We start from the raw sequence: 20,932 nt of genomic DNA, 5'->3' as shown, positions 1-20,932 counted from the left end.
AAAGCACCAAGAATGCGAAAGAATAGTGTACTACAGTGGAATGACGAAATCGCTGAACCTGAATATCGACCGCTCCGCCGGAACGACGCTCGCCGAGCAGATCCGACATGGAATTGCCACCGCGATCGAAAGCGGCGTGCTCGAACCCGGCGCCCGCCTGCCCTCCTGGCAGGACCTTGCCGCCCAGATCGGCGTGGCTCGGGGCACGGTGCGGACAGCCTATGAAAAGCTGAACGCAGCCCAGTTGATCGTCGCCTCCCGCGCGACCGGAACCCGTGTCGCCCCGCGCCCCCGCCCGGCCACGAAGAGCGAGCAGCGACCGGACCCCGGCTCGTTTATGGCAATGTATCAGGAGATGACCCAGGGACCGGCCTTTTTTCAGATGGGCGTTCCAGCAACGGAGACCTTTCCGGCGACGCTTTTTGCGCGCATCCGCGCACATGCAATCCGGGTCGAGGCGAGCGCGGCCCCCAACTACCCGGACCCGCGCGGCGAGCCGGAGCTGAGGCGAGAGATCGCGGGCTACCTCGCGGTTGCCCGCGGCATCGACTGTTCACCGTCGCAGATCGTCATCACCGGCGGATATGCCGCCGGGCTGGGGCTGGCGCTCCGGGTGCTCGGCCTTGAAGGGCGGAAAGTCTGGATGGAAGACCCCGGATTTCCCTTCACCCGCAAGGGGCTGGAACTTGCACGCCTATTTCTCTCGCCGATCCCCGTCGATGCCGACGGTATCGACATCGACCACGGGCTGCACCACGCCCCGGACGCAGGACTGGTGGTCGTGACGCCCGGCCAGCAGGCGCCGCTTGGATCGACACTATCGCTGGAACGGCGCCTGAAACTGCTCGACTGGGCCGACGCGAACGGAGTCTGGGTGATAGAGGACGACTATCTCAGCGAATTGCAGCTGACGGGCCGGGCCGCGCCTGCGCTGGCCTCGCTCGACCGCGCCGGGCGGGTCATCCACATCGGCTCGTTCAGCAAGACCATCGGTCCGACGCTCCGCCTCGGATTTATCGTCGCGCCAATCGATCTCATGGCCCGCTTTGCCGAAGTGGCGGCCTGCCTCGCCCCGCCGCCCGGACCTTCGGCGCAACTCGCAATTGCCGAATTCATGCGGGAAGGACATTATCTGCGCCACCTCCGCCGTTTGAAGCGCGCCTATGCCGCCAAGCGGGAAGACCTGCTGACCGAGCTGCGCTCCCACTTCGACCCCGATGATCTTGCGGCGGCGGGTCTGGCCGTTATGCTGCGGCTGCCGGAAGGCGCGTCCGATCTCACCATCATGCGCGAGCTGCTCGCCTTCGGCATGTTTCCCGCACCCCTTTCGCCCTTTCATGCATCGCCGGAGACCGGCGGACCGGGTCTTTTGCTGGGTGTTGCGACATCGCCGACAAAGGGACTGGCGAGACATTGCGACCGGCTGGCCGAGATCGTCCGGCGTTTCAGTTGAGACCATGGGCCATCAAATGAAAAAGCGGCGGGACCTGCAACAGGTCCCGCCGATCTCACTTGGAATCCCCCTCACCGCTTATGCAGCAACCTCATCTAAAGCGTGTTGCGTTCAATCGTGTTCAGGCGGCATACTTTAAGTTTTTGTTTTGACGCATGTCTTTATCCCGAAACCGGTTCCCACTTTCGGGAGACATGCTTTAACGTCGGATAGTCCGTATATCCGCGCGCGCCGCCGCCATAGAATGTCGTTTGGTCGGGCGTGTTGAGCGGCGCATTGCGGCGCAGCCGCTCAACCAGATCCGGGTTGGCCAAGGCCCAGCGCCCCACAGGCGCGATGTCCGCAAGCCCGGCGGCAATATCCGCCCCAACCGCCTCGATGGGCCGGTTTCCACGGTTGACCAGAAGGGGGTTCGACCAGCGCGCGCGGATGTCGCGCAGGAGTTCGTCATTGCCGTTATGGGCAATATGCAGATAGGCAAGGTCGAGCTTTGCCAGTTCCCCGGTCAGATAGCGGTAAAGTGCCGGATATTCCTCGCCTTCATCGATGCCGCCGAGCCGCGAGCCGGGCGAAAGCCGGATACCAACCCGGTCCGCTCCGATTTCATCGACAACCGCCGCTGCCACCTCAAGCGCGAAACGGGCGCGGTTCTCGATGCTTCCACCATAAGCGTCCGAACGCCGGTTCGCGTTGGGGGAGAGGAATTGCTGGATGAGATACCCGTTCGCGCCATGGATCTCGACACCGTCGGCCCCGGCCTCGATGGCCTTTGCGGCGGCACGGCGGAAGTCCGCGACGGTGTCGCGAATCCCCGCTTCCGAGAGCGGCTGCGGCACGGGCACGTCCTTCAGCCCGTCATGCGTAAACATCTTCTCGTCCGGGCGGATCGCGGAAGGAGCCAACGGCACACGGCCATGCGGGCGGTTGTCGGGGTGCGCCATACGGCCGGCATGCATCAGCTGGATGAACAGATGGCCGCCCTTGTCATGAACGTCCCTGGCGATCTTCGCCCAACCGGCGACGTGATGGTCGGTATAGATGCCCGGCGTGTCGGGAAAGCCCTGCCCGTCGGCCGAAGGCTGTGTGCCCTCGGAAATCAGAAGACCAAGAGAAGCGCGTTGCGCGTAATATTCGGCGGCATATGGGCCGGGCGTGCCATCGGGCAAGGCGCGGCTGCGTGTCAGCGGCGAAAGCGCCAGCCGATGAGAAAGCGATATCCGTCCGACAGTGATTGGATCCCAGATCGTTGACATTTGAACCTCCGTTTCAGCGAAATAAAGTGAATGTTTGAATGACAGGTTCAATGTAGATTGTTGCAATTTCGCTGCACAGACGCGATAATCGAGACACATTGGATCATATTTGAAACACATCATGGACCTCGACGATCTCAAGGATTTCAACCTCGTCGCCCTGCATGGCGGATTTGGCAGGGCAAGCCGGATCAGCGGCCGCTCCAAGGCGACGCTTTCGCGCCGGGTGGCCGATCTGGAAGCTTCGCTCGGCGTCCGGCTAATCGAGCGCGGCAATCGGGGGCTGCGCCTGACCGAGGAAGGCAGTCAGCTCCATGAACGCACCGTGCACCTTCTCGGTGAGATCGAGGAAATTGCAACGGGGCTGACGACCGGACAGACAAGGCCGCGCGGCCACCTTCGGGTAACGGCGCCGGTCCTGTTTTCTCATACGCTGATGCCGGCAATCGCCACGGCTTTCATCCAGCAGAACACCGAAATAACGCTGGAAATCTCCGCCGAGGACCGCTTCGTCGATCTGGTGCAGGAGGGGTTCGATATCGCGATACGTGTCAATCCGCGCGCGGACGACATGCTCGTCGGGCGATGTTTCGCCCGTGACGAGATGCTTGTGGTCGGCAATGCGGACCACGCATCCGCCCTTGAAACAGACGAGAGCGAAATCGTACGCCTGCCGGCGGTCGAGATGTCCCTAGCCCGTGTCGATGCGCCATGGACGGTGGACCGGGGTTCGACCACACGCTTCATCGATCCCGATGTCCGGCTGTGCCTGTCGTCCCTGCCGATGGTCCGCGATGCCGTTAGCGCGGGTGCCGGTGTTGCCCTCCTGCCCCGGCTGAGCGTTGCCGAAGACATCTCGCGGGGACGTCTTGTAATCCTTGGGAGCCTGCCCGACAGCAGCGTGGAATACTGGGCTCTCCACCTGTCACGGCGCTATGTGAGTCCGAAAGTCTCCCGCTTTCTGGCGACGCTCAACCAGACTTTCGTCAATGGCAGGCTTTAGGGTCAGGCTCCAGACTCACATCTGCACGAAATGGTTTTCGCTGAGCTGGCGATATTCTCGCGGCGGCGGAGCGTAATCCGGCGGGCGGATCGGGCTTTTCAATTCCTCGACATCCATGGCGCGGCGCAAATGCCGCCGGTCGGGATCGGGAATGGGCACCGCCGAAAGCAGCTTCTTCGTATAGGGATGCTGCGGGTTCTCGAAGATTTCGGCTCGCCTGCCGATCTCCACGATCTCGCCCAGATACATCACCGCCACGCGATGGCTGACACGTTCCACGACCGCCATGTCGTGGCTGATGAAAAGATAGGCCAGCTTGAGACCGGCCTGAAGCTCCAGCATCAGATTGATGACCTGCGCCTTGATCGACACGTCGAGCGCGGAAACGGATTCGTCCGCGACGATCACTTTCGGGTCCATGGCGAGCGCGCGCGCCACGCAGATGCGCTGGCGCTGCCCGCCGGAAAATTCATGCGGGAAACGGCTTGCCATATCCGGCTGCAAGCCGACCCGGCGAAGCAGATCAGCCACCTTTTCACGCGCCTGCGCCCGCGTTCCCATGCCGTGTTCGAGATAAGGTTCGGCAATGGCGTCGCCCACCCGGATACGCGGATTGAGACTTGCGAACGGGTCCTGAAAGATCATCTGCATCTTGTGGCGCATCCTGCGCAAGGCCCGGTTGTCGAGGTCCAGCACCTCCTCGCCATCCAGCTTCACGGAACCGCTATCCGGCGAAATGAGACGCATGATGGCGCGCGCCGTGGTCGATTTTCCGCAGCCGGATTCGCCCACCAGCGAAAGCGTTTCACCCGGCTGGAGCGAAAAGCTGACATTTTCGATGGCGTGGACCCGGCCCTGCAGCCGCCCCATGAGACCGGCATGGATATCGAAGCGCTTGACGAGCTTGTGCACGTCCAGAACCGGCGCGGCATCGTGATCCACCGTGTCCGCGGATATGACCGGCGCGCCGGGCAGACCCGTTTTCTGATCGAGATCGGGAAAGCGAAGCGGCCTGTCATAGGGCTTCATCGAGCCAAGCATCGGTACGGCGGAAAGCAGCGCGCGCGTATAGGGATGTCTGGAATGGTGGAAAATGTCCGTCGTATTGCCCGCTTCCACCGCCTCGCCGCCAAACATCACCACCGTCCGGTCGGCAATTTCGGCCACCACGCCCATATCATGCGTGATGAAGAGGACGGAGGTGCCTTCCTCTTCCTGCAAAGTCTTGATGAGGTCGAGAATCTGGCCCTGAATGGTGACGTCCAGAGCCGTGGTCGGTTCGTCCGCGATCAGAAGCCTGGGACGGGTGGCGAGCGCCATGGCGATCATCACGCGCTGGCGCATACCGCCGGAAAAACGGTGCGGATACTCATCGAAGCGGCTGGCGGCGGAGGGAATGCGCACGCGATCCAGAAGCCGGATGGTTTCGGCGCGGGCTTCGCTCCGGCTCGTCGGCTTGTGGCACATCAAGGCTTCGGAAATCTGGTCGCCGATGGTGAAAAGCGGATTGAGGGACGTCATCGGTTCCTGAAATATCATCGATACTTCATTGCCGCGCACCTGCCGCATGGCGGTTTCGTCAAGCGTCAGTATATCGCGCTCGTCGAGCCTGATGCGGCCTTCGATACGGCTCGTATCCTTTTCAAGCAGCCGCATGATGGAAAGCGACGTCACGCTCTTGCCGGAACCGGATTCACCCACCACCGCGACCGTTTCGCCGGGGTCGACGGTGAAGGAAATATCCCGCACAACCGGTTTCCAGTTCCCGTCCACCAGAAAGGAGGTCGTGAGATTTTCCACCGACAGGATCGGACTTTCCGTATTGGCCTTGCTCATGTCGCTCTCCTCGGGGATTTTCAGTCCGGCCAGCGGCGCAGGCTGTCGAAGCGACGCCTGCTGCGCTCGGCAAGCGGCGTGGCGACGATCTCGTTCGAGGTCCGCGCCTTGTCCAGCTCTTCCCGCAGGCGGCTGGCAACGACGGTTTCCTGACCGGGATGCAGGTTGCACGGATCGAGATGGAAATAATTATGCTCGACTTCGTGATCGCGGGCGATCACCGGCGGATTGCCGCGGCCAAGCGCATCCACCAGGTCCCATGCGGTAATATGCGCTTGTGCCGGATCGATCGTGACCCGCAGCCGATCCAGCGGGTTATGCGTCGGGTCGGGATCGATTGTCGCCGTCACGCCCGGATAGGGATCGAGCGTCGAGCGCCAGAGATCGAGACAGGATTTCTCACGCGCGCGAATGCCCGCATGATCGCGCTTTTCCCAGGCTTCCAGCGCAGCCATGACGCCATAAATGCTTTCCTTGCCCACTTTCATGCCGCGGCCGATACCGGCGTTCTGCAGGAAAGCCTGACGGACGAGTTGCTTGCTGCCGGCAACGATACCGCTCGTCGGACCGCCCAGAAACTTGTGGCCGGAATAAAGCACCATGTCGGCGCCTGCTTCCAGAAAGCCCCTGAGGTCATATTCCGATGCGGCATCGACAATAACAGGCACGCCATGCGCATGGCAGATTTCGGCAAAGCGCGTGAGGCCGATCAGGCCGTAGTCCACGACGTGATGCGAAACGACATAGACGGCGGCGGCAGTGCGCTCGTTGATCGCCCCTTCCAGATGATAGTCATAAGCGCTCGTTGCCTGACCGATGAGCACCGGCCTTGCGCCTGCAAGACGGATCGCCTGATCGACCGGCGCGCCATAACTGACCACATGGCCCATCTGCACGACGACTTCGTTCCCAAGGCCGGAGGCATCGGGCAGCCGCTCGATGGCCGCAAGGTCGTCGCCCGTCATGCAGCCCGCGACGGCAAGCGTGATCCCGGCGGAACAGGAGGCCGTGACGAAACCCGCCTCCGCGCCGGTCAGCCGCGCAATCACGGCGCCCGCCTTGCGTTGCAGATCGTTGATTTCCACGAATTGCGGCAATATCCGCGCCATGGCTTGCGCAACTTCCGGCACGGCAATCGACGCGCCGAGACCCGTCATGGTGCCGGATACATTGATAACCTCTCGCAGGCCGAGGGTTTTACGGATATCGATCTCGCTCATTCTCTCCTCCAGTCGGCGCGCAACGCGGCCCGGCATTTCAGTTCAATATATATTCCATAAAACTGGCATTGATTGCCCAATTATGAAATAATGCAATCCGATTTGTTTCGATCTTTCTCCTTTGTTTCGATCTTTCTCCTGGAGCCGTCTCTTGCCAACCGATCCCACCGTTGAAACCGATACCGCCCCGCCCCGAAAAGAAGAAAAGACCGCCCGCCGCTCCCGCGTCAGCGGCATCGACCGCGTTTTGCAGGTGCTTGATTTTCTTTATGAAACGGGCAATCCCAGCGGGGCCTACGCCATCGCGAAGGCGATTGGCGCTCCCCTTTCCACCGTCTATGTCATCGTGGATGACATGGTGGAGAAGAACCTGCTTTCGCGCAGCGCCGACGGCAACCTCTGGCTCGGCAACAGGCTTTACCGCTATGGCCTCGCCTATGCGCGGGCGCTGGATTTTCTGAGCGTCGCCAATGGCGAGATGCACGATCTCTGCCGTCAGATCGGCGAAACGATCCAGCTTTGCGGACGGGACGGCGATTTCATGCAGGTTCTGGCCATGGCGGACGGACCCGGCCATTTTCAGGTCACATCGCGTGTCGGCACGCGGGTTCCGCTCAACTGGACGGCATCGGGCCGACTGCTCGCGGGCCATCTGCCCGATGACGAGCGGCTGGCGCTCTTCAGGCGCTGCTGCACCGCTTCGCCGACCGGCCGCGCCGATACCGACCCGCAAACCCTGTCGGAAGCGGCGAAACAGGCTTTCGAACAGCGCCTTTCCATTCAGGCGGGAGAATCCGACTATGCGGTCGCCTGCATCGCCTCGCCGGTCTGCGACGAGGATGGAGCCTGTGCGGCCACCATTTCGATCGTCCTGCCCGAACAGAAGATTCTGGACAATCGCGAGCACTACACGCGAAGTGTCCAGCAATCTGCCGCGAAGATCGAGAAGCTGATGGGCTGGCGCAATCATTGATCCGGCGCAGCCTCGTCTTTCAGGGAAACGATCGCCTCGATCTCGACGGTGATATTGCCGGGCAATGAGCCCTGCCCCACTGCCGAGCGCGCATGGTGTCCGCAATCGCCGAACACTTCGATGAAGAGATCGGAGCAGCCATTGATGACGCGCGGATGATCGCCGAATTCCGGCGCGGCGTTCACCATGCCGAAGAGCTTCACGATCCGCTTGATCCGGTTGAGATCGCCCAGCGCATGGTGCATCACCGCCAGAAGATTGATCCCCGTCAGCCGCGCATGGGAATAGGCGTCTTCGGCCGTCAGGTCGTCGCCAACCTTGCCGGTATGCAGCCGCCCATCCATCTCGCGCGGGCCCTGACCGGACAGAAAGAGAATGTTTCCTTCCTGCACATGGGTCACGAAATTGGCAATCGGCGGCGGCGCCTCCGGCAACTCGATGCCGAGCGCGGCGAGGCGCTCATAAGGGCCGGTGCGGTTTTGCGGCGTGGTGGGGGCGGCGCGTGTGGGCACACGAAACTCCTTCAAATTCCTAACGATAGTCGTAGCCATGGCTGTGATCGACGCATTCGACACGATCCGGCTGATAGCGTTCCGCCGGAAACACATCGTTGCCGATCACCGCGAAACGCGGCTCGAAAAGCCTGTCGAGGGAAGCCTTGTGGCCAAGCGAATCCACCACTTCCAGATCGGAAGCGACCAGATCGAACAGCGTGAACTCGCTGCGCCCGCCGGGCGAAAGCAGATTGTCCATCGGCAGCCCGATCACTTCGGCGGGTGCATGGGTGACGGCTTCCACCACCTTCTCGAACGGCATTCCGACGCTCAGAAGCTTGGACATGGTGGTGCCCAGATCCCAGACCGACTGGTTCATGCTGCGCAGATGCACATCGGTCGAAATCGAAAACGGCAGCAGCCCGCGCTCGATTGCCACTTCCGCCACGCGGAACGAGAAGGACGCGCCGCCGTGACCGATATCGAGGCGAATGCCCTCGCCCGCGCAGCGTTCGGCCAGATGGAACAGCTCTTCGTCCTCGATGATGCTGCTGCCGACCTTGCCGTTGAAGCAGTGCGTGACGATATCGCCCGGGCCCAGAATTTCCAGCACCTCGTCATAAAGCGCGGGCGGCTCGCCCACATGCACCATCATGGGTATCTTCAAGATTCTGGCGATCTTCTTGCCGACCTTGACCGGCGTGACGCCCCACGAACCGGTAATGACATGGCTGGCGCGCACCTTGATGCCGACGATATGCTCGCGGTTCTGTTCATAACAGGCGACGATGCGGTCGAGATCGATGGAGCGTATATCGCTCAACTCGCTGACGCGGTTGCAGGCGACAAGGCCGATGGAACCGAGATTGAGAAACGCCTTGATCCGCTCGCGCGACGGCTCGACGATATATTCGCGAAAGCCATGGAAATTGGCCTCGCCAGCCGACCCCGCATCGACAATCGTGGTGACGCCGCGCTGCACGCCGCACAGATTGGGCCGCACCGAAATATCCGTTCCGCCGTGCCAGACATGCGCGTGAAGATCGCCCCAGCCGGGCGAAATCCATGCCCCCTTGCCGTCGATCAGCCGGGCGATGTCGCCGCGCGGCAAGTCCCTGCCGACGCGGGCGATCTTGCCGTCGGCGCCGACAAGAATATCGATTGCACCCTGATGGCCATGCGGCCCGAAAGCCACGGGTTTGACATTGGCGATCAGAAGCGTGCCGCTGGAGGTTGCTGGCGCAGACATGAATCACAGGTCCTTTTTCAGGCGGGGATCGAGCAGGTCGCGGAAGCCGTCGCCGACCATCTGGAGGGAAAGCACGGAAAGAACGATGGCGATGCCGGGGAAGAGCGTCATCCAGTCGGCCTGCCCCACATATTGGCGGCCAGCGGCGATCATCGTGCCCCAGGTCGGAATTTCAGGGCTGACGCCGAGGCCGAGGAAGGAAAGCCCCGCTTCGGCCAGCATGGCGCTGGCGAAGAGAAAGGTCGCCTGCACCATGATCGGCGATACCAGGTTGCGCAGCACATGGCGCGTCATGATATGCGGCGTCGAAATGCCCATGGAAACGGCGGCTTCCACATATGGAAGCTCGCGGATCACCAGCGTCGAGGCGCGCACCACGCGCGCCAGCCGCGGCGCATAGACGATGGAAAGCGCAACGATCACCGTCGCAAGCGACGGGCCGAGAGCCGCCACCAGCGCGATAGCGAGAAGGATGTCGGGAAAGGCCATCATCGCATCGACCAGCCGCGCGATCGGCGCATCGAGACGTGGGAAAAAGCCTGCGAGCAACCCCAGCGTGATGCCGATCAGCGAGGAAAGCACCACAACGGCAGCACCCACCAACAATGACAGCCGCCCGGCATAGACCGTGCGCGAGAAAATATCCCGCCCGAACTCGTCGGTTCCGAACCAGAACAGTTCCGATGGCGGCTTGAGGCGATTGACGATGGAGAGCTTGTAGGGATTGTAGGGCGCAATCCAGGGGGCCAGAAGAGCCAGAAGCGCGAAGACGACGAGGATCAGAAGCCCGATGGCGACGGTTTTGCGTTTCAGGACACGGCGGATGAACCGGCGTCTTTCGCTCGTTGCTGCGGAAGATATAGCGGGATTCGTCATCAGTAGCGCACCCTCGGATCGACCAGCAGATAGAACATGTCGATGGCAAAATTGATCAGCACATAAAGCGCGGCGATGATGAGCAATGCACCCTGAATGACCGGATAATCGCGCCGCAACACGGCGGAGACCACAAGATTGCCAACCCCCGGCAGGCCGAACACCGTTTCGGTGACGACAGCGCCGGAGATCAGCACAGCCATGGTAAGTCCGATAACCGTGATGATCGGAATGAGTGCGTTTTTCAGCGCGTGCTTGAGGATGACGCGCTTTTCATTAAGCCCCTTGGCGCGGGCCGTGCGCACATAATCGTCGCTCAGCACGTCGAGCATGGAGGCGCGCGTGAAGCGCAGGATCAGTGCCGACGACACGAGGCCAAGGGCGCAAGCGGGCAGGCTCAGATGCCACATGCGGTCGAGGAAATCCGCATCCGGTCCGCCATAGCCCGACACCGGAAACCAGCCGAAGCGCACGGCGAATATCTGCATCAGGATGAGGCCGAGCCAGAAACTTGGAATGCTCGCGGCGAGCATGGCGAGCGTGGTTGCCGCCTGATCGATGAAGGAGCCGCGCCGATAAGCGGCATAAATGCCGATGGGAAGCGCGATGACGCAGGCGATGACGATGGAAAACAGCGTGAGGAAAAAGGTCGGCTCCGCCCGGTCGCCCAGCGCGGTCAGCACCGGCTGGTTGAGAAAGATCGACTGCCCCAGATCGCCTTTGAGAAGCTGGCCGATATAATAGGCATATTGAACGACGAGCGGCTGATCGAGGCCGAGCCTGGCCCGCAACTGCACGATATCGGCTTCCGTCGCCTCCGGCCCAAGCATGACCGCTGCCGGGTCGCCGGGCGTCACGCGCACGATGATGAAGACAATCGTGACGACGAGAAACATCACGACGATCATGCCGATAAATCGCTGGATTATATATCGTAGCATAGGGGCGGCTGTTCCTGCTTTGCCGAACCGCCGCGAAACGGCGGCGGTTCGGAAATTGCGCAAGCGATCTATTGCTTGACCGAGACATTCCAGAAGTAGGGCCACGGCGCGGGCACGACGCCTTCAAGCTTCTTCGACTTCGCGGAAACCGCGTTGAAGTCGCCGATCTTGATGAAGGGCACCTCGTCCATGATGACCTTCTGGACATCCGCCCAAAGCGCCACGCGCTTTTCGGGGTCCGATTCCGTGTTGAAGGCGTTGACGACCCTGGCTCGCTCGGGCGTGTCCCAGTTGCCGGGGGCGCTCGTGGACATCATGCCGATGAGCGAGGGTTCCGGCAGGAAGGGGCTGTGGGTGATATAGATGTCCCAGAGTTTCGGATCGGCGCGGCGCTGGGTCAGCGTGGCCCAGTCGACCACCTGAAGATCGACCTTGAAACCGGCCATTTTCAGATATTCGGCGGCAACCTGCGCCATCTTGTAATGGAATTCGTACTGACGGCTGGTGAGGATGCGCAACGGCTCATCCTTGTAGCCGGCGGCCTTCAGGAGTTCGCCTGCCTTTGCCGCATCGGCGACATTATAGCGCCCTTCGACGCCCGCCTGCGTGGCCCAGGTAAAGCTTTCGGGATAGAGCGAGCCGTCGATGGCGTAGAAATCCGTCGAGCCGAAAGCCGCCGCCATCATGTCTTCCTCGCCCAGCGCCTGCTGGATCGCCCGCCGCAATTCCTTGTTCCCGGTGATGCCATGACCGGAATTGAGCACGAAAACCGGCCAGCCGAAGGATTGCAGCATGACAGGCTCGGAAGCCTCCGAAGCCTTCACGCGCTCATAGGATTCCACGGGAATGGAATCGACATAATCATACTGGCCCGAAATGGCGGCTTCGACGCGGGTATTGGCATCGGGCACCGGCACAAAGCGGATTTCGTCGACATATCGATGCCGCTCGCCGCCATAGCCGGAGGTCTCGCCTTCGGCAGATTTATAGCCGTCGAAACGCTCAAGCTGGATATATTGGTCGGGCTTGCGCTCCTTCAGCCTGTAGGGTCCGGTTCCGACGAACTCCGTCATGGGTTCCGCCTGCTTTTCGGAAGGCAGGATGATGGCGGCCGAATTGTTGAAGGCCAGAAGCGAGACCAGAGGCGCATAAGGCGCTTTCAGGGAAATCCTGACCGTCAGCGGATCGACGGCCTCGATTTTCTCGATATTGGTTGCCGCCTGCTTGCCGCGTGAGGCGACCTTCGTCCAGCGATCCAGCGATGCCACCACATCTTCCGACGTCATATCGGTGCCGTCGTGGAACTTCACGCCTTCGCGCAGCTTGATCGTATAGGTTTTGCCGTCGGCGCTGATTTCAGGCGGAGCCGCCGCCAGAAGCGGCGTCGGCTTCCAGTTTTTGTCGAATGTATAAAGCGTCTCGAAAATGTGCTGGCTGATGATGCCGACGAGATCGGCGGTGGATACCATCGAATCGAGCGTCGGCGGCTCGCCAATGGTCGCAACATTGACGACGCCGCCCTTCTGTTGCGCCAAGGCATGTGACGAACCGGCGATCAGCGCCGTTCCGATAAGCAGTGCGAATTTAAGCTTTTCCATCTGTTCCCCTCCTACCATTATTCTTTAATAATGGAATAATATTCTTTATATTGGAATAATAAGAGAGGCTCCGCTTATGTCAAGCCGCTCGTTGAAAAGTGCGAAATACGGAAACGCAAGGGCCTTTTCCGGATACGCCCTAATACCGAACACCAATGCCCGTGCGGCGACTGAGCATTTCCAGAAATGGGCGCGGCAGTATCTTGGCGCCTCGACATAGCGGACGAACAGTCCAGTTCTGAGACATAGGTCTCATGGCCGGGTCAGCTTCGGGGCTCTGTGAAATCATCCCTCATAGAATGAAATTCCAAATGCTCCCAAAGACGTAGTTGTTTATGTTAGAGAATGGTGATACACGAAGCATTCGTATGGTTGGGGGTATCATCGAAATTTGTCTGAAGAAATACTGCGCTCTCTTTCGCAAGCTGTTGCGGGGATTTATGCTGCGACTTCCAAGGAATCGCTGGCGAAAAGTCTTGCTTTGGGAATTGAATCTTTTGGTTTCAATTCCTTTGTTTTGAATGTCGATGTTCAGGACACATTCGAAGCCTACACCGAGCCGCTGTTCTCGGCAGGGCCGGAGATGTTTCGTCTCGAATACGACAGCCACAAGCTCCATGAGCTGGACACCGTTCACAATGGCGGTACGTCAGCGGAGAAACCGTTCGTTTGGAGCCATGCGGTCGACGACACCTCAGCCAGCAAAGTCGGCGAAATGTCTTATGAGAAGACGATCGTCAAAGGTCTTGTCGTGCCGTTACCTTCATTAAAGGGCGGCTCCAGCTTCATAAACGTGGCGACGACCTTCAGCGACACCGGGATCAGCGAGCATACCGCACACTGTATTTCGATCATTGCCTGTACCGCCATAACAAAGGCGTCGGAACTTGGCATTACAACAGCCAGCAAATTTCCCAATCCGCTCGCGGACGCAGGACTTTCCGCCCGTCAGAACCAGATCCTGCAATGGGCGGCGAAAGGCAAGTCCAACACCGACATTGCAACCATCACGGGACTGTCGAAACGCGCTGTCGAGTGGCATATGCGTGAAATACTGCGAAAACTCAATGTCGCATCGCGCAGCCAGGCCGCGGTACTCTTCAATGAGCTGGGTCAGGTCGACAACGCAGGGTAGTCCTAGAGCCTGCCGCCAGCCAGAACCGGAAAGGCTTTCGGTTCTTGTAAATTCGGAAGTCGTAGGCGGACAAATCTTCTACGCCAGTCTTCAGCGGAAGAAAGGGTCGCGCACCTGCCATCGGCGGCAGGCAGCAAGTTGAAAACCGATCGCAGAACAAACGAGTCGCAAGATTGAATTGCTAATATATCGATATATTCAATATTATGCAACTGCTCACGTCAACAGTTGATGAGACCTACTCTATCTATATTTAAAATTGAAATTGATAACTAATAGCTAGGTGTAGAGGCAGTGCGTAATCTTCTTGTGGTTGCGTCATTGCGCACTCCCTTGAAGGAGTTATCCATACTGTCTTTTAAACAAGAGGATGAAAAAATGCTTGGATTGTCTGGTCTTTTGGGTGGCGTAGGCACACTTTTGGGTGACGTAAACGACACTGTCGGCGGCCTGGCTGAATCGGTTTCGCCTGGCGCAACCAACGGCTACACGACGACGGGTAACCTGATCGGCGACAACGGGTTGACCGATGATCTGTTCAGCAATCTTGCTGAAGGTGATCTGACCGGCGCTGTTGCCGATGCATATCTCGACATCATTGGCCCGGGCGGCGTCGTCAACAACCTGGCCGATGGCCATGGTCTTGGCGTTGAAGGCCTTCTCGGCACCGTTCTCGGAACTGTCGATGGCGTCACCGGTGGTCTGCTCGGCGGTGAGGGTGATCTCCTCGGCGGCCTGACCGATGGTCTTCTCGGCGGTGACGGCGACCTCCTTGGTGGCCTGACCGGCGGTCTGCTGGGCACCGATGGCGGCCTGCTTGATCTGGATGGCGGTCTGCTCGGCGGCCTGCTGGGCTAAGCCCGTCTGACATTGCCAAGCCACCGCCCGGCATCGTCGGGCGGTGGCGTTTGTTCGCAGCGGGAGAAGTCATGCAAGTGCCGGATAGGAAAACACTGGTCCGTATAAGGTTTCAAAATAGATGAAGTTTGGTGTTTTGACGTTCGGTTACAATAGTCTTTATTTCGATGCCTTTCGGAAAAAAAGAGAGCAAGACGGATATTACGACGTCAATCTTGGCGACAATGCCCAGTCCATCGCGGTACGCAATTTATACAAGCAATCCGGCATATCGGATGATCAAATCGTCGAGGTCGATAGGGAAGCTCTTTGCGAGTATACCGGGCCTAAGACGATTGTTATCATGAACGGTGTTTTTTACAGCGACACATTTCCAATCTCGGATTCGATCATCCCGATATTCATCGGCTTTCACACGACCAAAGATGTCATCAGAGAACAGCGGGATTTTTTTCTTCGTCACCAGCCGATCGGCTGCCGGGACGATGGGACCACCGCCGCCATGCAGGAATTCGGCATCGAAGCTTTTACGACCGGTTGCCTGACGCTCACGCTTCCCCCACGGGAAAGCAAGCCGCAATCGCCGAAGCTGCTGGTGGTTTATGGCAGCGGGGCCGGATACCTTCCTCCGGCCGTGTTCCATCATACTCCCGAACACCTGCTTGCCAATGCACAGTTCATTTATCACCGCCTGCCCGCCATGCGTTTTCCTTTCGACGCGCAGCTGCGCGAGGAAGCGGAGCGTTATGAAAGGGCTTTGATGGCCCGTTACAGGCAGGAGGCGACACTTGTTCTAACGCCGCTCCACCATGTTGCCACGCCATGTCTGGCGTTTGGTATTCCTGTGATCATCTGCCGGGTCAGAAACGATGTGCGGTTCAGTATGGTCGATAAACTGCTTCCCATTCATACGCCCGCCAGTTTTTCCGAGATCGACTGGAATCCACCGGCGGTGAATATCGATTCCATCCGTGACGAACTGATACGTCTGGTCAAGGCGAGGCTCATGACGGTTTCGCAGGGCAAGTAGCCATTTTCCAACCCGCATTATTCACACAGAAAGCTTCGCAAGTTCCAACCAAAATGACTGATGTAACAGCTATCGACGCCTCCGAGGAGCGAAAAGAAAACGAAATAACGGCTGCATTGAAGTCTTTGCGGCTGCATTTTCTTTTTGTCGGTATTTTTTCGAGCGTTATCAATTTGCTGTATCTGAGCTCGCCACTCTATTTGATGCAGGTTTATAATCGCGTTCTGGTAAGCGAAAGCATTCCGACGCTGGTGCTGCTTACGGTCATTCTTGTCGTGGCGCTGCTGGTGATGGCCATTCTCGATGCTGTCCGTTCCCAGATCATGATCCGTTGCGGCATCCTGCTCGATGAGAAGCTGGCGGGGCGTGTGTTCTCGGCGCTGGTTCAGCGCTCGTCCAAAAAGGGCTATTCGCTGGGCGCGCAGCCCTTGCGCGAACTGGACGAGTTCCGCACCTTCGTCACGGGCCCCGGCATATTCTTTGCATTCGATCTGCCGTGGATTCCGCTTTATCTTGTGCTGCTTTATGTAATCCATCCCGTGCTGGGACTTGTCGCAACCCTTGGCGCCGCAGCGCTGCTGGGACTGGCTTTTCTGAACGAGTCCGTTACCCGCCAGCCGATGGAAGATGCAAAAACCGCCTCCAGACGCTCCTTCATGTTCACCGAGAACATCATGCAACACGCGGACGTCATCCGTGCCATGGGTATGCAGTCCTCGGTCGAGCAGCACTGGCAGGGCAGTCGTTCGGACATGCATCGCCAGCAGGCTTTTGCAAGCGACCGCAATGCCATTATCTCCGCAGGAACGAGATTTGCCAGGCTGCTGCTGCAATCCCTGATGCTGGGGACGGGCGCATGGCTGGCCATCGACCACGCCATCATGCCCGCAACCATATTTGCCGCAAGCATCATCATGGGACGTTCGCTGGTTCCCGTCGAACAATCGGTGGCTGCCTGGAAACAGGCCGCAGCCGCACGCAGCGGCTATAACCGCATCCGGGACATACTGAACGAAAACCCGGTCTCTGACCTCAAGACGGTCGTTCCCATCAACAAGACCGCGCTGGAGGTGAAGAACGTCGGCTATAGCGTCGCTGGACGCGGAAGACCCGTTCTTGAGGGAATATCCTTCAAGATCGGTGAAGGGGAAGCGCTTGCAATTGTCGGACCGAGCGGTTCCGGCAAGAGTTCGCTCGCCAAATTGCTGATCGGTGCGTTGCAGCCGTCCGAGGGCGAGATCTGGTTCGGCGGGCTGAACTACACACACTGGGATTCTAACGAATTCGGCCGCATCACGGGGTATCTGCCGCAGGATGTCGGGCTTTTTGCCGGCACCGTGCGCGAAAACATTGCCCGGTTCGGCGATACGTCGGTGGAACGGGTCATCGAAGCGGCGACGCTTGCGGGCATTCACGAGATGATTCTCAACCTGCCCAAGCAGTATGATACGATGCTGGGGCCCGGCGGGCTTGGATTGTCGGGCGGACAACGGCAGCGCATCGGCCTGGCCAGGGCTTTGCTCGAACGGCCCAAGCTGCTCATTCTGGACGAACCGAATGCCCATCTGGATCTGGCTGGCGAAGAGGCCCTGAGCAAGGCGCTGTTCGTCATGAAGGCGCAAGGAACCGCGATCGTCGTCATCACGCACCAGCCGGCGGTGCTGAATGTCGTCGATACCGTTCTCATTCTCAACACCGGCCGAATGACTTGGCACGGCTCATCGGAAGCACTGGCTGCGGCCCGGGCGAAGCAGAGTGGACTCCAATCCTCGGTTTCGGAGGCTCGCGAATGACGAATATTCCCGTTTCCGAGGATCAGGCCTACAACAACCCCTTGAAGCCGGCCATGGTTGGCGCGCTTGCCATCGGGGCTTTTGTGCTGCTGTTTGCCTTGTGGGGCTATGCGGCCCCTCTTTCGTCCGCCGCGATCGCCGAAGGCAGTCTTCAGGTGCAGGCGCAGAGGCAATCGGTCCAGCATCCCTATGGGGGTGTTGTCTCGGAACTTCTGGTCGCCGAGGGCGAACAGGTCGAACGCGGCCAACCCCTGATCGGCCTCGACACGACCGAAGCCCGCGCCAAACTGGACATAGCCAATGCGGAAGTGGTCTCCCTGCTGGCGCAAGAGGCCCGGCTGATCTGCGAACGGGACAATTCCGGCGCCGACTGCCTCGGAGCATTCGAGCAGAAGAATGCATCACGCTCGTTGATCAAGGCTGCCGTCGCCAACGAACATGCCATGCTGCTTGCCAGAGAACAGCAGTACGAGACAGAAAAGAAGGTCCTGTTTTCCAAAACCGAACAGCTTCAGGAACGGATTACCGGACTGAAGGCGCAGGTCGAAGGCCTGGAGCAGCAAAGCGAATCCCTCGACCTCGAGATCGAAGGAGCGCGGAAACTGCTGGTGTCGGGGTTCACGCCGAAAACGCGTGTTCTGGAACTGGAAAGACTGATCGCGCAACTGCGTGCGGATCGCGGATCGCGGCTTGCGGACATTGCGGGATCGGAAAAGGAAATCGGGGAAACCGAACTGGCCATCGCCAAGCTCGAACGCGACAGGATCAGCGACATTACCGACCAGATTCGCAAAACGCAGGCTTCACTGGCCGAGGCCCGGCCAAAACTTGAAGCGGCGCAGGACGTCATGAACCGCACGGTCATCAAAGCGCCTGTCAGCGGGGTGATCGTTGGCCTGTCCGTCTTCACGGAAGGTGGAGTCATTCAGGCCGGTGCACGTCTGATGGATATCGTGCCCGACGACACGCCGATCATCGTTGAGGGACGACTGCCCTTGTCCGACATCAACGAGGTGAAGCAGGGCGCCGATGCCGATATTCGCCTTACGGGCGTGCCGCGATCGAAGCGTCCCAATCTGAGAGGGAAAATTATAAGTGTTTCGGCCGACAAGATTACGGACTCGCAATCGGGAGCCAGTTACTTTTCGGTGAGAGCGTCAATAAATCTTGACGATATAAAAAATTCAGCGGTTCGGCTTCAACCTGGAATGCCAGCCGAAGTTGTGGTAACAACAAGTTCAAGGACTTTACTTGGTTATCTTCTTGGACCGCTGTTGGATGAAATCGGACATGCGTTCCGCGAACAGTGAGGATCGAACTATGGGTGAGTCGGAAAAGGGAACTCCAGCTCGTAATTCAAATGAACGACAGGCAGGTTCCAGAAATGCAGGCAGATCGACTGCTTTCAATGTAGAAAGTTCCACACTGTTCACGTTGGCCGCCGGTGCTATCGGCCTTGGCATTACGATCATGGAGAGTGAAAAGGCGGCGGCGGCAGTCGCTGCGGCACCGGCACACCCGGATTCCTCTTCGGACGCAAGCGACACTTCGACGACCGATGTCCATGCGACCGTCCCGGAGAGCGATGTGATAGCGGGCGATCATGCCGTCTCGGCAAGTATTCCCGCAGCTGTGCCCGCACAGGATGCCGCTCTTCAGACCGTTGATGTCGCTTCGATCGATGCAGCCGCAAATATTGAAGCCCACACGGTGGCTGACGCTGCGAACGATGTTGCCGGGACGGATACGGAAGCTGCCCTACAGATGGCGGCTACATCGGATCTGGGCCACGAGACAGTGCGTGTTGTCGGCTCCAGTGGCGGGAGCATAACGGGCGACGTCCATATTCCGACGCTGAATGTGGACCAACCTCTGACTGGTGTCGTGGATACGGCGCACAATGCGGTTTCCAATATACCGGATCTGCCTGATGACGCGCCGACCGATATATCCGATACCGTTGGCGGCATCACGGATGCGCTTGACGATACGCTGACCGGTGTGACCGATGTTGTTGGCGACGTGGTTGGCGGCGTCACCGACGTGCTTGGCGACACCCTGACAGGCGTGACCGATGTTGTTGGCGACGTGGTTGGCGGCGTCACCGACGTGCTTGACGATACGCTAACAGGCGTGACCGATGTCGTCGGCGACGTGGTCGGCGGTGTCACCGACGTGCTTGACGATACCCTGACAGGCGTAACCGATGTTGTTGGCGATGTGGTCGGCGGCGTCACCGACGTGCTTGGCGACACCCTGACAGGCGTGACCGATGTCGTTGGCGACGTGGTCGGCGGCGTCACCGACGTGCTTGGCGACACCCTGACAGGCGTGACCGATGTCGTTGGCGATGTGGTTGGCGGCGTCACCGACGTGCTTGACGATACGCTGACCGGCGTAACTGACGCCGTTGGCGACGTGGTCGGTGGTGTCACGGACTTGCTTGGCGGTCTTCTGGGTCACTCCGAAGATATTCAGACCACCGCATCAGATGCCCCGGCTGTTGCGGAGAGCAGCTTGTCGACCGATGTGGCCGATCAGGGTCAGACGGATATTTTTGAGGCCGCGCAGGATGCAATGAGCGATGCGGGAGGCCTTCTTGGCTCGATTGTTCCAGAGCTGACATTTATTGGGCAATCATTGTTAGGTACAGCGGATATTCACGACCTGTCCAACTCTCACGGTTCCCTTCTTCACGGGTTCCTGTAAGAGCTTGAATCAATAAGCGCCATGTGTGTGCAAAAATGGTAATTCTCGAGTACCGGAACTCAAGACGAATTGCCATTTGCAGGCACACATGGCGGCTTTTGGGACAGGCTCCAAGACAAAAACACCTCAGCCGATCATGACGAAGCGCGCAAAGCGCGCGCTATTTTTACATCGTGCGATTATCCGGCATGATCGACGCCTGCGGCGGACCGGCAAGGTCCAGGCTCACCATGAGACGCCGGCCCCCGTATTCATTTCCACCACCAGCGCCTGACTGCCGGATCGACAACCACCCCATCCTGTTTTGCCCCCACTTTCGGCTATCGTGCGAAAGCAGATGCTCTTTGCGCTAAAGCAATGTCTTCGCAACTTCCGGGGCTACATTCCGTGCGGAAGATACATCCGCCGTTTGGCAGCGGAATGTAAGCAGGTTGGAAGTGATACGAGCATTCTACGACAAGACAAACGCCCCGCATCGTGGACGTAATTTTTTCCAGCGTTCCCATAATAT

17 protein-coding genes are annotated in these 20,932 nt (G+C 59.3%); 9 read left to right on the top strand and 8 right to left on the bottom strand.

Going from position 1 to position 20,932, the window contains the following annotated elements; all coding sequences use genetic code 11:
* Positions 1 to 40: 40 nt before the first annotated feature.
* On the top strand, positions 41 to 1,453 hold the full coding sequence (pdxR, locus tag FHS76_RS18800; RefSeq protein WP_183656571.1) for a MocR-like pyridoxine biosynthesis transcription factor PdxR: 1,413 nt from the start codon (positions 41 to 43) through the stop codon (positions 1,451 to 1,453).
* Between the two features lie 161 nt (positions 1,454 to 1,614).
* Here pdxR and FHS76_RS18795 read toward each other — a convergent pair whose 3' ends face one another.
* The gene (locus FHS76_RS18795; protein ID WP_183656509.1) at positions 1,615 to 2,706 is read right to left on the bottom strand and encodes an alkene reductase; all 1,092 of its coding nucleotides are present in this window, start codon (positions 2,704 to 2,706) and stop codon (positions 1,615 to 1,617) included.
* Between the two features lie 121 nt (positions 2,707 to 2,827).
* Between FHS76_RS18795 and FHS76_RS18790 the strand changes: the two genes are divergently transcribed.
* On the top strand, positions 2,828 to 3,709 hold the full coding sequence (locus FHS76_RS18790; protein ID WP_183656506.1) for a LysR family transcriptional regulator: 882 nt from the start codon (positions 2,828 to 2,830) through the stop codon (positions 3,707 to 3,709).
* Between the two features lie 15 nt (positions 3,710 to 3,724).
* On the opposite strand, the gene FHS76_RS18785 is transcribed toward FHS76_RS18790, so the two are convergent.
* Both FHS76_RS18785 and FHS76_RS18780 read right to left on the bottom strand, forming a co-directional pair.
* Positions 3,725 to 5,545 carry an ABC transporter ATP-binding protein gene (locus FHS76_RS18785; RefSeq protein WP_183656503.1) on the bottom strand — a complete coding sequence of 607 codons (1,821 nt, stop codon included), beginning with the start codon at positions 5,543 to 5,545 and terminating at the stop codon, positions 3,725 to 3,727.
* Positions 5,546 to 5,565: 20 nt separating this feature from the next.
* Positions 5,566 to 6,765, bottom strand: a complete 1,200-nt coding sequence (locus tag FHS76_RS18780) for an aminotransferase class V-fold PLP-dependent enzyme (protein ID WP_183656500.1) — start codon at positions 6,763 to 6,765, stop codon at positions 5,566 to 5,568.
* A 151-nt stretch (positions 6,766 to 6,916) separates the two neighbouring features.
* On the opposite strand from FHS76_RS18780, the gene FHS76_RS18775 reads away from it, so the two are divergent.
* Complete coding sequence (locus FHS76_RS18775; RefSeq protein ID WP_183656497.1) at positions 6,917 to 7,738, top strand: IclR family transcriptional regulator; 822 nt, start codon at positions 6,917 to 6,919, stop codon at positions 7,736 to 7,738.
* Here FHS76_RS18775 and FHS76_RS18770 read toward each other — a convergent pair.
* The 5 genes from FHS76_RS18770 to FHS76_RS18750 form a co-directional block, all read right to left on the bottom strand.
* On the bottom strand, positions 7,732 to 8,250 hold the full coding sequence (locus FHS76_RS18770) for a RidA family protein (protein WP_328700531.1): 519 nt from the start codon (positions 8,248 to 8,250) through the stop codon (positions 7,732 to 7,734). The two genes, FHS76_RS18775 and FHS76_RS18770, sit on opposite strands and share 7 nt — an antisense overlap.
* Before the next feature lie 19 nt (positions 8,251 to 8,269).
* Positions 8,270 to 9,481 carry an amidohydrolase/deacetylase family metallohydrolase gene (locus FHS76_RS18765; protein WP_183656490.1) on the bottom strand — a complete coding sequence of 404 codons (1,212 nt, stop codon included), beginning with the start codon at positions 9,479 to 9,481 and terminating at the stop codon, positions 8,270 to 8,272.
* A gap of 3 nt (positions 9,482 to 9,484) precedes the next feature.
* Entirely contained in the window at positions 9,485 to 10,357 is an 873-nt protein-coding gene (locus FHS76_RS18760; protein ID WP_183656487.1) for an ABC transporter permease, read from the bottom strand.
* The gene (locus tag FHS76_RS18755; RefSeq protein ID WP_183656484.1) at positions 10,357 to 11,298 is read right to left on the bottom strand and encodes an ABC transporter permease; all 942 of its coding nucleotides are present in this window, start codon (positions 11,296 to 11,298) and stop codon (positions 10,357 to 10,359) included. The genes FHS76_RS18760 and FHS76_RS18755 overlap by 1 nt, the downstream gene beginning before the upstream one ends.
* A gap of 68 nt (positions 11,299 to 11,366) precedes the next feature.
* Positions 11,367 to 12,896, bottom strand: coding sequence for an ABC transporter substrate-binding protein (locus tag FHS76_RS18750; protein ID WP_183656481.1), 1,530 nt, complete (start codon positions 12,894 to 12,896; stop codon positions 11,367 to 11,369).
* Between the two features lie 391 nt (positions 12,897 to 13,287).
* Between FHS76_RS18750 and FHS76_RS18745 the strand changes: the two genes are divergently transcribed.
* The 6 genes from FHS76_RS18745 to FHS76_RS18720 all read left to right on the top strand — a co-directional run bounded on the left by FHS76_RS18745 (position 13,288) and on the right by FHS76_RS18720 (position 20,421).
* Positions 13,288 to 14,031, top strand: coding sequence for a helix-turn-helix transcriptional regulator (locus tag FHS76_RS18745; protein WP_183656479.1), 744 nt, complete (start codon positions 13,288 to 13,290; stop codon positions 14,029 to 14,031).
* 378 nt (positions 14,032 to 14,409) lie between these two features.
* Entirely contained in the window at positions 14,410 to 14,889 is a 480-nt protein-coding gene (locus FHS76_RS18740) for a hypothetical protein (RefSeq protein ID WP_183656476.1), read from the top strand.
* A gap of 121 nt (positions 14,890 to 15,010) precedes the next feature.
* Positions 15,011 to 15,919: a polysaccharide pyruvyl transferase family protein gene (locus FHS76_RS18735; RefSeq protein WP_183656474.1), complete on the top strand. Its 909-nt coding sequence runs from the start codon at positions 15,011 to 15,013 to the stop codon at positions 15,917 to 15,919.
* A 53-nt stretch (positions 15,920 to 15,972) separates the two neighbouring features.
* Entirely contained in the window at positions 15,973 to 17,712 is a 1,740-nt protein-coding gene (locus FHS76_RS18730; RefSeq protein ID WP_183656469.1) for a type I secretion system permease/ATPase, read from the top strand.
* Complete coding sequence (locus FHS76_RS18725) at positions 17,709 to 19,022, top strand: HlyD family type I secretion periplasmic adaptor subunit (protein WP_183656466.1); 1,314 nt, start codon at positions 17,709 to 17,711, stop codon at positions 19,020 to 19,022. The genes FHS76_RS18730 and FHS76_RS18725 overlap by 4 nt, the downstream gene beginning before the upstream one ends.
* Before the next feature lie 160 nt (positions 19,023 to 19,182).
* Positions 19,183 to 20,421 carry a hypothetical protein gene (locus FHS76_RS18720; RefSeq protein WP_183656463.1) on the top strand — a complete coding sequence of 413 codons (1,239 nt, stop codon included), beginning with the start codon at positions 19,183 to 19,185 and terminating at the stop codon, positions 20,419 to 20,421.
* Positions 20,422 to 20,932: the final 511 nt, after the last annotated feature.

Origin of the sequence: Brucella daejeonensis (genome assembly GCF_014199265.1) — a bacterium.
In the GTDB taxonomy this organism is placed as follows: Bacteria; Pseudomonadota; Alphaproteobacteria; order Rhizobiales; family Rhizobiaceae; genus Brucella; species Brucella daejeonensis.
The sequence above is the reverse complement of the archived record's forward strand: the minus strand, read 5'-3'. Positions and strand labels throughout refer to the sequence as shown.